We start from the raw sequence: 13,054 nt of genomic DNA, 5'->3' as shown, positions 1-13,054 counted from the left end.
ACTTTTCTGGGGCAACGGGTTCGGATCTCATTTGGAGGAGGTGATGATTTCGTTCATGATTCCGCCGGCGCTGGTGGCGATGATTCCGCCGACCAGGGCTCCCAGGATGATCTTGGGGGATTCGACCGCGCCGCCGTGCCATCGCTCCCACCCGAATTTGCCGCCCGCGTAGATCAGCGCGGCGATGCCCGCGAGCATCGTCAGCCAGGCCAGCCAGTTGACGATGTGGATCAGGCCCGGGGAGCCGGGTGGGGCGCTGGGGGTGATCGTCACGGTGTCGAGTGAGACGAGGTCGGCCAGAAGTGTGTGAATCATGAGGGTGTGCCCTTTTCGTTCCGTGTCGCGGCGATGCGGTCGGTGATGGCAGCGCCCGCGCGGTGCACGTCGACAGGTACCGCGTGGGTGAGATGTGCGCGCCGTGGCGGCGGCGGGTCGGACGGGGTGTATCGGGCCAATTCGCCGAGCTCGTGCACCAGCAGGTCCTCGTGCCAGCCGATCGACCACACCGTCTCGGCCAGTTCGCTGACGGTGCGCCGGAACCGCCGCACGGGTGCGGGTGTGCGGCCGGGCCGTGCGGCGATCAGTACCAGCGCCACGATGGCGACACCATCGGGTGTCAGTCCGGCGTGCCATTCACGTAGCCGGTCCGCCGCCGCGGTCAAACCGGGAATGCAGTCGCGGGCGACGAGAACCACGCGCTGAGTGGTGTGAGTTGAGCCCGGCCAGGCCATGCCCGTGTCTGCCGCGTGCACCCACCATCGAGCCAGCGTCGAGGCTCCGGCCCCACCGTGGGCTCCCATCACCGCGAACAACGGTGGGTGTGGTCCGGTGATCGGCAGCGGGGACTCCCGTACCGGGGCGAGCCGCTCGGTACTGGGCACCTCGATGGTGTTCGCATCCCATCGCCCGTGACCGGCGGACTCTTCCGTGGGGTCGATGGCGCGTAATCTGTTGGCAGACACAGTCATTGCTGCCTCTGAATATTGCTGATGACCAAACCGGTCGGGGTTCGGTGGGTGTTGACCAGCTGCAGGTAATCCACGCGGGTGTGGTCGGGGTGCAGCTCGACGACATGCACGTCGGCGGCCTCACCGGCCAGCGGGTTGATCGCCACGCAATGACTGGTCCCCGGTGGAATCGAGGCGATCCCCGCCGCCAGGGCCTGCGGCACGATCCCGCTGTCCGGCGCCACCGTGCGCATCGCCTGATCGACCGAACGCGTTGTGTAATAGGCGAATTCGAACGTTGCAATCAGCCCCGCGACCGTGTCAGCGTCCCCAGCCCGATCGGTCACCGTCGCGCCAGTCAGTCCCGAGCACGCCGCGCTTGTTGCTGGTGTGCTCGTGCTTCGAGGCGCTGTGGTCGCCGCGGGCGCGGCGCCAGGATGCCCGGCGGGGCGCGCCAGGAGTGCACCTGTGGTGACTCCTGTCGCCACGATCGCGGTCAAGCCCGCAATGATCGTCGCGCGTAGGCGTATTCGTGTGCGTGGTTGCGAGGTAGGGCGAGTGGCGGGCGCGGTTTGGTCGGTGAGCCATTCCCATTCGTCGCCGTCACCGGTGTCGGGGTTGCCGGGTGTGCTGGGGTGCAATGGGATCGGTGGCGCGGTGGTTGTGGTGATCCAGCCCCAGCCGTGGTCGTCGTCGGTGTCTGTACCAGTTGTGGTGTGGGGCATCGTGGTCACCTCCTTCCCGGGGTGGTTGTTCGGTGCTGGTGTGGTGGCTCGGCCCTTCGGGGAGACAGCTCAGGCCCGCGAGGGACTACCCGGCTTCTCTGACGCAGAGACAGGTCTCCGCCGAAGGGGTCTTTACGGACTCGCCGCCGCCGGTGACGGGCGCGCTGTGGTGACCGGGCCGGTCGACGTGGCGGGTGGCGAGTCGGTGGTTTCGGTGTCGGCCGCAGGTGGGGTGGTGTTGGTAGGTTCGGCTGTCGGGGACGAGGAAGGTTCGTTCGTGGCGGCGATGTCGTGGGCCAGGGCGGCGAACCAGTCCGCGGCGGCGGCGAAGACCGGTGTTCCCTGCGGTGTGGCGGGGTCGACGGTGTATGCCTCACCGTGGCTGGTGGAATCGCTGTATTGGGCTTGGGTGGCAACTCCGTACAGGTCGTTGTTGCTCACTGTGGAGGTGATCGCGCCGAAGGCTTGATCGACCCAGCCCAGTGCCATGGTCGGGGGGACGAGTTCGGCGACCGCGCCGGCGACTTTCACCCCGAGGTCCGCGATCGCCGCGCCGGGATTGGTCATCCCGACTGCGGCCAGTTCCGCGATGGTGGCGGGAGTCAGGACCTTCTGCGCGACCGTGACCACAGTGTTCAGTCCAATTGTCCCGAGTCGGAACAAGGCCGACAGGACTTGGTCCGGGCCGGGAGGTGGGGTGTTCGGATTCGAGGCTTCCGCGAGGCGCTGCCCGAGAGATTTGGTGGGCTGATACGACAGCTGATCGAGGCTGTCGCCCTGGATGTCCTGTCCCGCGACTCCAACCGCCGTTTTCCAGACCGTGCCCGCCAACGCCTGAGCGACAGTGGTGACGGCGCTGAGGGGATCGTGCAGGTTCGATTGTGTCGTGATGTTCTGGATCGTCTGCGCGATCGGCGATTGCGCGGGAGTGTCACAGGCCAGATCACCCGGGACACACAAGTCCGCCACCCGGCCCGTCAGCGCACCGTAGGACTGTGCCGACCGAGATGACTGGGCTATTCCGGCACCGTTGATCTGCTGGCTGGTCAGCGTGACCGTGTGCGTGCGGGAACCGCTGGTCCCTGGAGCCGGATCGGGGGTAGCTTGCCCTGGGCGGCCGGGGAAGATCGGTGTCCCGCCCGGGCGCCCGGGATTGGCGAACAAGGCGACACCCGCGACAGCGTCAGCCGGGATCGCGCCGCTCCCAGCTCCGATCCGTTGGGCGAACGCCGCTACGGCGGCGGCACCTTGGCGGTGGCCGACAACGCCGATCCTGGTGTGCGGGCAGCGGTTCAGGACTTCCCGGGCTTGGGTTCCCAGCTGGGCCGCGGCGGTCGTGACTGCTTGGTCGAAAAGTTGCTGTGTCGTGCCGTCGGCTGCGTATCCGTAGGGGACATACGCGTGTTGGATGTCGTGGCCGGCTGCGGATTCCAGCGGGGTGAAGAACTGTCCGAGTGCCCCGGTATCGGTGGTCGCCGCAGCATCGGGCGAGGTTTGATCTGCGCCTTGAACCCCCAGCACATACAGAGCCGGGCAAGTCTCGCCCAACGGGACAGTTGGCGACGCCGGTTGCGCTACAACCGTTCCGGACAGCCCGGCCAGGAGCATCGTGGTCAACAACGCGCAGATCACGGTCGAGCGACGCCCAGGTCGGTGTTCGACGCCGTCCTTCGATTGAGGAGTGTTTACCTTGCGCAGCATGTTGTTTCACCTCCTTCGGCGGATGGATAGAGTCGAATCTGCTGTGGCAGAGCGAGATTCATTCAGCTCTCAGGCTCCGGAGCAACTTCCATACGCCCAGGGCGCGTCGGTGGGTTGAGTGCTTGGCGGGAACCAGGTGCTCTGTGAGGCGGTCGAGTGCTGCGGCGGTCCCGTCGAGGGCGGCGCCGGTGTGGTCTGTGGCGTATTCGTTCCAGGCCACGCTCGCGCCCGCAGCCAGGTAGTGCCTGTACACCGCGTGTCCCTGCTCGTCCGGGACCAGGGCGTCGTGGGTGCCGTGATATAGGTGCACCGGCACGTGCGGTACCGCTAGACCGATCTTTTCCTTGGCCAGCACGTATCGCCACATCGGGTCGTTCCACGGGTCCGGGCGTTCGCACCAGTTCCCCACCGGGTGCCGATAGCGGTCTGCCAGGGCTGCTGCGCTGAGTTTCGCTGCGGCAGTGGTCATCCGGCGCCCTTCGTCGGTGAGCACGTGTCGCAGCGGTAGATGCTGATGAGCGCGAGACAGCCCAACAAAACCGGCCAACACCAGGAAAGCCCACTCGTTCTCGGACAACCTCGCAGCGAGCTGTCCTGGATCGGCGAGTACTGCGCCGGCTGCGACCGCGCGCAAGCCGACCTCGGGCGCGTACTCCCGATGTTGTTCGGCCGCGGCGATCACCGCGCGTCCACCGTCGGCATATCCCCACATCACCACCGGTGACGCACTTGCGTGGGCGTCCGCCAAATGCGCGGTGGCGCGGGCGATATCGAGCCCGGTGTGGGCGGCCGCGTTCGCGGCGAGGAACGTGTACGGTCCAGCACCGACGATGCCCATGCCTTCGCCATCAGGCACTGCCACGATGAATCCGCGTCCAAGTGCAGCATCGATCCGGCTGGATTCCGGTTCGGTCCCGGCGGCCAACAGTTGCGAGGGTGCGGGACCGCCAAGACCATGAAAACTACTGCAGTAAACCAGGATTGATGCGGAAACACTCGCCTGAACATCTTCGGGTAGCAGCACCATTCCCGAGACGGGGATCTTTTCCAGGTAGGAATCTGTGGACACGTACACCACCTGCCAGGCTGCACGGGCATGATCCAGGCCGGGCGTGGTGGTTCGCCGAGTGCGGAGAAGGTCGCCGGGGCGGCGGCCGCTGGCGATGACCGTCTCGGCGTAATGGGTGTCGATCTGCGGGGTGGGATTCATGGGTGACTTCCGGCGAGGTCGTGGGCGCACGCGATCAGCCAGGCGATGCCCGAGGCGAGTTGCCCGTTGCTGGCGTAGCCGGTGTGTGCAGCGACGGTGTCGGCGAAGTGCGCCCACACCGCAGGGTTGGTCAGATCCGCGTTGTCGCCTGCGATCTGACCGACCGCGGCGGCGAGCTGCCCGACGAGTTTGGGAAGCGTCACGATCAGGTTGGCAGCTACAGTGGCGGTGATCTGGCCCCATCGAGCATTGGCCGCATTCGTCTGCTCCAGGGTGGGGGCGGGGTTCCTTGGGTCCGCAGCATCGACGAACCGCTGCGACAACGACTTTCGAGGCGTGTAATCGATGGTGCCGTTCGCGAGCGTGAAGTCGTTGCCGACGATGGTGGTCCACGCGGCCCCCAGCGCACTGGTCAGCAGGGTGTTGAGCGAGCCGAGCGCCGCAATGGGGTTACGCAGGTCGGCTTGGGCGACCAACCGCGCGGCGAACCGCAGGATCGCGGCGTGATCGGGTGCCGAACACGCCAGATCACCGGGAGCGCAGATTTCCGCGACACGGCCGGTCAACGCGCCGTACCCCTGCCCGTTGTTGCCGATGCCGGCGCCACCGACCGGGCGACCGGCGATCTGCACGCCGGACACCGCGGCACCGTTGGTGCCCGGCGGCGCATCTGGCCTGGTCTGGCCCGGTCGCCCCGCAATAACGGGTGCCCCGGCAGGGCGGTCGGGATCCGCGTACAGGATCACCGCCGCGATGCGGTCCGCGGGGATTGGGCCGCGGCCGTCCCCGATCTCCTGGGCGACCTCCGACCATGCCTGCGCGCCTTGCGAATACGCGACACCAGCGATTTTGGTGGACGGACACGTGGCGGCGACTTGCTTGGCATCGTCGCCGATCAGGCGGATCGCTTGATTCGCCGAAGTTGCATAGGGCGCCGCTCCCCCGCCTGGGACCGCGCCGCCGAAGCCCGCGTCGTAGCCGATGTAGCTGCGCTGCACCAGATTCGGCCCGAGCGCAACGACCGGTTTCAGAAGTTCCCCGAGCACACTGGTGTCCGAGGTCGGGCTCGCGCCAGGCGCGGATTGCCCGGTGCCCTGCACCGCCAGTACATATAGAGCCGGGCATCCTGTGATCGGCACCGCTGCCTGCGCGGGCGTTACCAGCGTCCAGGCCGTCATCACAGTGGCGGCGGCCGTGAACGCGGCCCGGGTGGTCGTAGTCACCGGCCCACCCCGACTCCAGCGCCGAATCCCGCGCCGACGGTGCCGCCGATGACGGCACCGATCGCTGCGGCCGGGATACCGATCACTGCCGCGCCAGCAGCAGCACCGGCAGCGGCACCCGCGGCAGTTCCGGCGACACCGCTGGTCACCGTGCCGATCACCGGCACCGCGACAAGAGTGCCCAGCGCCGCACCGGCGATGCCCGCGACAGTGCCTCCGATCAGCCCGCCAACCGCCGCCCCCACAGCCGCAACCGGAGCTCCGGCCACTGCGGCTCCAGCGGCACCACCAACCGCGGCACCTGCCACGGTCGCCCCCGCCACCACATCCGATCGGCCAGCGGGCAATCCGACCGAATCCAGAGCAGTAGAGACCTGCGCTTCCGCACCGGCGGCTGTGTTGTTGATCGTGTCGCGCACATTCGGCGGCAACCAGGACGGCGACGGAGTCTGGAATTGGCCGATACGAATCGTGTTGTCCGGCGGGCGAATCGGCGCAACGGGTGGCACCGGCCGCGGGAGATGAAGGTCCTGGACACGGACCGGCGTGACCGGTTCGTCGCGCGGCTCAGGCCGGGGAACAGGTCCGTTACGCACTGCCGCAGGCTGCGGGGAGTCAACGACAGGAGCCGGGGGCGGTGGCGCCACGGCACGAGGTGGCGCGGGGGCGGTGGTGCCCGGCTGCGCCTGGGTCGTCACTCCCGGCTGACCGGGTCCGGTGTCCGCTCCGGACGCCACTCCTGTGCCAGCGCACACCACCATGACCGCCATCGGCACCGCTGCGGCCAAAGCCGCCATTCCGCGGCCCCTGCGGGCAGTGACGACCGATCGGCCAGAGCTGATTTTGGGCATGCCAAATAGACCCTTCTGGGCAAGATCATCGAAATCGGAGATAGAGAATGAGGAGGGTTACCGAGCGGGGCCTCGCCCGTCCTGTGTCGCCAGGTGGAGGCCCCTCACCGAGACGGTGGTCAGTGCGGCAGCAACGACAGGATCTGTCCGGCCCAGGTCAGCCCGTCGGCCACCACGACCAGACCGTTCCATGCCAACGCCAGGATCGAAATGGGATCCACTGGTTTTCCCTTCTGTGTGGTTTCACTTGCAGAAACCACACAACACCCGAATCTGTCGAAAATCTAGGTTCTTAACTGATGCTGTTTGCATATATGCAGCCAGCATAGAAATGATGAAAGGCGCTTTCTTTCGTTCTTCCTGATGTTTTGATGCTCCGCGCATCAGATAAGTCTTTCCGCATCGGCAGGGGAAATTTTTGAATTGACGGGTCATCATCCGGAGACTCCGCCATCTCTGCTAACTATTCGCTACCCGCTGGCGAAGTCTTGGTGTTGCCCGCTCTTCCCAACTCTGGTAGTCGTAATAGTGCCAGGGGGAACCTTTCAGTTTATCCGTGGTCACCCATGTTCGAAAGCCCCAAGGGAGGGGGGCATCGCATGAGACAGCCCGATCCACCACGACGCCGCAAACCACACCGCATCAAACGTTCGAAGCCCGTGCTTTCGATCCCGGAGCTGCCCTTGTTCCTGGGGCAACTCCGCGACGAGCGCGAGCTCACCCGCCGCGTCGCCTCGGAAACGACCACGATCAGTGAGCCGTACCTGATCCAGCTCGAGAACGGAAAACGACATTCCAAACCGGAGACGCTCGACCTCATCGTCGCCGGCTACGGCCTGACCACCGCGCAGGCACGCCACGCCCACGAACTGCTCGCGGCCCCGCTCCCGCTGCGCGACATCGCCAGCTACCGCCGCTACCTCGAGGAGACTCCCGCACTCACCGACCACCTCACTGATCTGGGTGAGCAGCACGTACCCGCCATGTACCTCGATCCACTGTCCAACGTGCTGGCCGTCAACAAACCCATGACCCTCGCATTACCCGGCCTCGAAGACGTCGGTAACCTAGCGATCTACTGGTTCCGCCCCATTGCCCAACAACTGTTCCCCGACTGGCCCACACAAGCGGACTACATCGTCGGCAGACTCAAGGCCGGAATGGGGCGCTACCGCACCGCACTGCAAGCCAGAAGGCTCCTCCGATCCTTGGGTAAGTCACCGGAGTTCGCGACCCGGTGGCTTTCGAGCACACGCATCGCATACAACTGGGAAACCAGCGATCACATACGCTGGAGAAATCCCAACACAGGGGAGGAAAAACTCGTCAGCGTGCACCGGGCAGAAATCAGCGAAAAGGCCGTGATGATCATGTACAGTGCGTACGTAAACCGGCACACCGGTGGACCCGGATAACCATCCAACCACCGACCGACGCGAGACAAGCGCAACCCGATTCCGTAGGTCCCGTGTGTTAACTGATGCAAATTGCATCAGTTAACACACGGGAATTTCAGATCGCGTCTCATGAAATGAAGAACAGTGCACTGACCGCCGCCAGTATCCGCGAGTGCGCGCTGCCCCGAATCTCCATCCCTGCCCATTGGCGGTACGCGGTGGAGCGTGGAGCCATCCCCCCGGTGACGACGCGGACCCGCAGAACAGCGCACAATTGCACTGAAGCTATCCGGTCACCATCGGTCCCCGGTCCTGCGCAAATCCGCACGCTGGTATCTGGCTCAGCGGAGGGACAGCAAGCTACCCGGTCGCTGAGCCGGACGCAGGTGGTTTCTCACACGCTTGGACATCCTCACAGCATGCTCCCCCGCCGAGTCTTCCGGCCCTCGACGACCGACCACTGAATCACTTGCCCTACGGGGACTCTCACATCCATAGGCTCTGTTGTCGATGCGTATGACAAGGCGCTACCGGAATCGACTGTCGGCCGGAGGCCGCCAACCGGCCTGGCCCGTTCAAGACTTTGTCCGAGGTCGAATACGCGCTCATGGATGGGTCTATTGGTACAACAACGCCCGTCTGCACTCCCAGCTGAACTACCTGACCCCGGCGGAATACGAAGCCGCGTACTACTCTCAACAATCGCCGCGCCGACCGCGCTGGGCTGACACTGAAGCCGGCCCCTAATACTGCAACGTCACTCAGGTGAGTGGGTGGCCACGGCGCTTGTAGTGCGATAGTCGGGCTTGGTGTTGTCGGCGGCGCCGCCAGTGTGACCAGGCCCAGATGTGGTCGGCTCGATGGTGGCGGGTCAGCACGAACGCGACCAGCAGGCGGCGGATCTCCGGTAGCGTGAGCGCGATCATGCCCTCGCTGCCGGGGTCGGTTCCCCTTTTAACGCAATGGTTTTCGATGCCGCGAGCCAGGCCACCGCGAGCATCGAGAGAGTGATGTGGGCGTACCAGGCTCGCCAGGAGCGGACCTGGTAGTGGTCGAGCCCGGCCTCGTTCTTGGCTTGCTGGAAACACTCCTCGATGTGCCAACGCGAGCCCGCGGTCCAGGCCAGATCGACCAGGCGAGATCGTTTCGGGCCGTAACAGACGTAGTAGGCGATCTCGAGTTCGCCTCTACTGTTCGGAGTGAGCGCGCGCCGAGCCAGCAACCAATGCCCTCGCCCGTTGTTCCAGCGTCCGTCGATCGGCCGCCTGGCCCAGTCGTATTCACGGGGTCCGTGCGCGCCGGCACCGACCGAGAGCCGCTGCCAGGATCGGGTCGGCAACCCCGTGATCAGCGCATCCGCGCGGTCGGTCCGCTCGGCACGGGTGGTGAACCGGTCGTCACGGCGAGTGGCCATCACATGGAACACATCGTGGTTCTCGAGCCAATCCCGCAGATACCCGGCCTGACCGTATGCCTCATCAGCGGTGAACCACGCGAACGGCACCCCCGCGGCGAGGGTTCGTTCCAGCATGGCGATCACCTGCCGCGGTTTGGTGGCGAACCCGACCTCGTCAGGGACATCGGCGGCGCGACAACGATCCCGATCAGCGGTCCACGACTCGGGCAGATACAGTTCCCGATCGATCAGGGCATGCCCGCGCGGCGAGGCGTATGCCAGGAACACCCCGATCTGGCAGTTCTCGGTGCGACCAGCTGTGCCGGAGTACTGACGTTGCACCCCAGCCGATTTCACTCCTTATGACGAGCATGAGGTAATGCCGATGAGCAGCGCAATGCCGCAGGCAGGCGTTGCCTGCCTGCGGCATTGCGATGGGTTATCAGAGTTGGTCGAGGAATGCCAGTAGCGTGTCGGGGGCTTGGTAGCGGTCCGGGATGGTGGCCGGTGAAGTGGTTCGGGCGAGGGCTTTTTCTTTGAGGGCCATGTCGGCGTGTAGGTAGATGCGGGTGGTGGTCGGGCTCTCGTGGCCTAGCCAGAGAGCGATGACGGTGATGTCGACGCCGGAATGGAGAAGTTCCATCGCAGCGGAGTGCCGCAGGGTATGTGGTGTTATCTTCTTGTGCTGCAATGATTTACACGTCTTTGCTGCCGTTGCTGCGTGTCTTTTGATCAGCTGTTCGACTGCGTCGTGTGACAATGTGCCTCCGGTTCGGGTGCAGAACAACGGGGTGGTGCCGGCTGATGGTCCGTGATGGTGGAGCCAGCTGGTGAGGATCTGTTTGGTGTGTGCGGTGAGCGGGGTGCACCGGTCTTTGCGGCCTTTGCCCCGGCAGTAGACGTGCGCGCCGGTGCCGAGGTGGACATCATCGACGGTGAGGCCGGTGATTTCGGAGACCCGCAGCCCGGTCTGGGCATCGAGGACGAGCAGGGCGTGGTCGCGACGTCCGTGCCAGGTGGTGTGGTCGGGAGCAGCGAGCAGGGCGTCGAGTTCGGTGCGGGACAAGAAGTTCACGATGGTCGTGGTCGTGCGCTTGGTTTGGATCGCCAGCACTCGGCTGATCAGGTTCGCGTGTTCGGGAGCCTGGAAACTGGCGTAGCGGAACAGCGAGTGGATGGCCGCCAGGCGCGTGTTTCGGCTGCTGATGGCGTTGCCTCGCACCGCTTCCAGATGCTGCAGGAAGTCCCCGATCAGGGTGGCGTCGAGGTCGGTGAGATCCAGGTCGGCGGGCAGCGTGCCGGTGCGGGAGTGCAGGTAGCCCAGCAATAGTTTGAAGGTGTCGCGGTAGGAGGCGATCGTGTGGGGGCTGACGCCTTGCTGGGTCATCAGCCGGTCGGTGAAGAACGCCTCCATGATCGGCGCCAGCGCGGTCATGATGTCCTCGGATCGTGTTCGAGCCGCTGCGCGGCCAGGGCGAGTAGTTCTGGGGTTGCTTGCAGATACCAGTAGGTCGCCTCCGGTCCTCCGGAGTGGCCCAGGAAGGTCGACAGGATCGGCATGCGGGCCGCGACGTCGGCGCCGGACCGATACCAGTCGATGAGTGTGTTGACCGCGAAAGTGTGGCGGAGGTCGTGGATTCTGGGACGTCGCCGTCCCGGAGGTGTCTGGATCTCTGCCAGGACAAGGAGTTTGGCGAAGGTGTGCTGCAGGCTGCTGGGCTGTGGTCGGTGCCCGGTGGTGGTGAGGAAGAAGCCGGCCGAATCGGTTACCGGGCAGAGCAGGTCACGGCGTGCGGCGTATCGGCTCAGCATCTGCGCAGTGGTGGAGTGCAGCGGGATCATCCGTGTGTGCTGGTTCTTGCCGACCACGGTGAGCATCGCGGTGTCCAGATCGACGTCGGCGCGGTCCAGCGCGAGCGTCTCGCCGAGCCGTAGTCCGCTCGCGGCGATCAGGCTGATCACTGCGTGGCAGGTTGCCGCTGGCATCGGTGCGGCGATGGTCGCGGCTGCGTGCACGAGCGCGGCGACCTCCTCATGGGTGTAGATATACGGCGTCGGGCGCTGCGACCGACCCGATAGCAGGTCGGCAGGAGGGACCTCGCAACTCGGGTCGAGCGTGTGTAGGTGACGTGCGAAAGCTCGCACTACGGCCAAGCGGCGGCACCAATACGCCGGTGCCGCGTTTTTCGGCTCGATCGCCCAGGCCAGCGCCCCGGACATCGTGATCGTGTGCTGTCCGGTCGCATCGAGCCGGTCGGCGAAGTCCAGCAGCATCCGGCCCTCGGCGTGTAGCCGGTAGCCCAGCGCACGGCGCATCGCCAGATAGTCCTCGACCCGGGTCCTGATGGTCATCGCGCTGCCCCCTGTGGACAGGGCTGGGCCAGCTCGGCCAGCCGGGCCTGGTCGACCTTGGCGTATATCGCCGTGGTGCGTTCGTGAGCGTGGCGCAGCAGCTGCCCGATCTCGGCCATCGACGCTCCGGCATCGAGAAGACCACATGCCACCGCATGCCGAATCCGGTGTGGCCCGAATCGGGCGACACCAGCACGAGCGCAAGCACGGGCCAGCACCTGAGTGACCGAGGAGGTCGCCAGGGCAGTGAACGGCGCGACCATGGTCACGAACACCGTGGTGGCGGTCGTTTTCGGTCGCGCATGCAGCAGATACTGCGCCCACGCTTCGCCGACCTCACCAGGCAGCGGCAGGACATCGACCCGGCCGCCCTTTCCCCGGATCGTCACCTCTCCGGATCGCCAACCGACGTCGGCAAGTTCCAGACGCGCCACTTCGCCTCCGCGTAAACCCAGACGCGTCAACGACAACACGATCGCGTAGTCGCGGCGGCCGACCGCGCTGTCACGGTCGCACGACGCGAGCACCGCCCCGATCCCCTCAGCCGACGCCGCCCGCGGCACCCCCAGCCGACCAGGATGGGCACGACCGGCCGGGACCGCGTCGGCCAGCAGCCAGGGGACATGCCCGGCCACGTGCAGGAAACGCAGCAACGACCGCAACGCCGGCAGTGTCACCATGTCCGGCGGGCGACCTTCCCGTTGTCGCGCCCACTGCATGACGTAACCGGTGACCTGACCCGAAGATAACCCCGACAACGACCCACACGGCTCGGGCAGCCATGTCAGAAACACCCGTGCGCACCGCAGGTAGTGCGTAATGGTTCCTGCCGACAACCCGCGTTCGGCCACCAGATAGTGCCGATACTCGGCCAGAAGAACGTCCTGAGGAGTGACCGCGGCGACCGCCGAATGCGGTGGGGCAACACCCAATCGGCGCAGATACCCCAGTATCGGCGCGACTGCGCGAACGGTCACACCGATGCGCAGGCCCCGAGCGCGCCGCTCGCGCAGAAACTCTCCGGCCATCTCGCTCGTCAGTCCAGAGCCGGTCAGACCCCGGCCCGACAGCCACTCACTCAGATCCGCCAACAGATGCACGTGATCGCCGACCGTGTCCAGGGCATATCCCTGACCAGCCAACTCGCGGCGCAAGCCGTCGACGAACGGCGCCAGCGGGCCATCCACGATGATCGGTCCCCAGCGCCGTGCTCCACTTCGAGAGTCCATGATCGTCTCCTGTCGTCGATGGG

At 65.8% G+C, this 13,054-nt stretch carries 12 protein-coding genes and 1 pseudogene; 2 read left to right on the top strand and 11 right to left on the bottom strand.

Translation table 11 applies throughout. From position 1 onward, the window contains the following. Nucleotides 1–27: 27 nt before the first annotated feature. The 7 genes from ON40_RS43785 to ON40_RS52900 form a co-directional block, all read right to left on the bottom strand. The gene (locus tag ON40_RS43785) at nt 28–315 is read right to left on the bottom strand and encodes a hypothetical protein (protein ID WP_040831636.1); all 288 of its coding nucleotides are present in this window, start codon (nt 313–315) and stop codon (nt 28–30) included. Then, a complete protein-coding gene (locus ON40_RS43780; RefSeq protein WP_051194498.1) occupies nt 312–968 on the bottom strand; it encodes a hypothetical protein in 657 nt (218 codons plus the stop codon). The genes ON40_RS43785 and ON40_RS43780 overlap by 4 nt, the downstream gene beginning before the upstream one ends. Further along, complete coding sequence (locus ON40_RS52905) at nt 965–1,672, bottom strand: DUF8176 domain-containing protein (protein WP_157186805.1); 708 nt, start codon at nt 1,670–1,672, stop codon at nt 965–967. Before ON40_RS52905 ends, ON40_RS43780 begins: the two co-directional genes overlap by 4 nt. 132 nt (nt 1,673–1,804) lie before the next feature. Further along, nucleotides 1,805–3,373, bottom strand: coding sequence for a cutinase family protein (locus ON40_RS43770; RefSeq protein WP_083896393.1), 1,569 nt, complete (start codon nt 3,371–3,373; stop codon nt 1,805–1,807). A gap of 58 nt (nt 3,374–3,431) precedes the next feature. Further along, nucleotides 3,432–4,583 carry a lipase family protein gene (locus ON40_RS43765; RefSeq protein WP_040831634.1) on the bottom strand — a complete coding sequence of 384 codons (1,152 nt, stop codon included), beginning with the start codon at nt 4,581–4,583 and terminating at the stop codon, nt 3,432–3,434. Further along, nucleotides 4,580–5,806: a cutinase family protein gene (locus ON40_RS43760; RefSeq protein ID WP_040831633.1), complete on the bottom strand. Its 1,227-nt coding sequence runs from the start codon at nt 5,804–5,806 to the stop codon at nt 4,580–4,582. Before ON40_RS43760 ends, ON40_RS43765 begins: the two co-directional genes overlap by 4 nt. After that, complete coding sequence (locus ON40_RS52900) at nt 5,803–6,051, bottom strand: hypothetical protein (RefSeq protein ID WP_157186804.1); 249 nt, start codon at nt 6,049–6,051, stop codon at nt 5,803–5,805. Before ON40_RS52900 ends, ON40_RS43760 begins: the two co-directional genes overlap by 4 nt. 1,205 nt (nt 6,052–7,256) lie before the next feature. Here ON40_RS52900 and ON40_RS43750 point away from each other — a divergent pair. Further along, entirely contained in the window at nt 7,257–8,072 is an 816-nt protein-coding gene (locus ON40_RS43750) for an MmyB family transcriptional regulator (RefSeq protein WP_157186803.1), read from the top strand. A gap of 492 nt (nt 8,073–8,564) precedes the next feature. Then, complete coding sequence (locus ON40_RS56445; protein ID WP_169542013.1) at nt 8,565–8,801, top strand: IS3 family transposase; 237 nt, start codon at nt 8,565–8,567, stop codon at nt 8,799–8,801. Nucleotides 8,802–8,976: 175 nt separating this feature from the next. Here the strand turns inward: ON40_RS56445 and ON40_RS43745 are convergent. The 4 genes and pseudogenes from ON40_RS43745 to ON40_RS43730 all read right to left on the bottom strand — a co-directional run. After that, nucleotides 8,977–9,810 (bottom strand): annotated as a pseudogene (locus tag ON40_RS43745) (IS701 family transposase); the annotation flags it as partial. Between the two features lie 82 nt (nt 9,811–9,892). Beyond that, on the bottom strand, nt 9,893–10,885 hold the full coding sequence (locus tag ON40_RS43740; protein WP_040831631.1) for a tyrosine-type recombinase/integrase: 993 nt from the start codon (nt 10,883–10,885) through the stop codon (nt 9,893–9,895). Continuing rightward, nucleotides 10,882–11,802: a tyrosine-type recombinase/integrase gene (locus ON40_RS43735; RefSeq protein ID WP_040831630.1), complete on the bottom strand. Its 921-nt coding sequence runs from the start codon at nt 11,800–11,802 to the stop codon at nt 10,882–10,884. Before ON40_RS43735 ends, ON40_RS43740 begins: the two co-directional genes overlap by 4 nt. After that, nucleotides 11,799–13,031 carry a tyrosine-type recombinase/integrase gene (locus ON40_RS43730; RefSeq protein WP_051194495.1) on the bottom strand — a complete coding sequence of 411 codons (1,233 nt, stop codon included), beginning with the start codon at nt 13,029–13,031 and terminating at the stop codon, nt 11,799–11,801. Before ON40_RS43730 ends, ON40_RS43735 begins: the two co-directional genes overlap by 4 nt. Between the last annotated feature and the right edge of the window lie 23 nt (nt 13,032–13,054).

The sequence above is a fragment of the Nocardia jiangxiensis NBRC 101359 genome (assembly GCF_000308615.1).
GTDB classification, from domain to species: Bacteria; Actinomycetota; Actinomycetes; order Mycobacteriales; family Mycobacteriaceae; genus Nocardia; species Nocardia jiangxiensis.
This window is presented reverse-complemented; position numbering and strand designations above follow the sequence as displayed.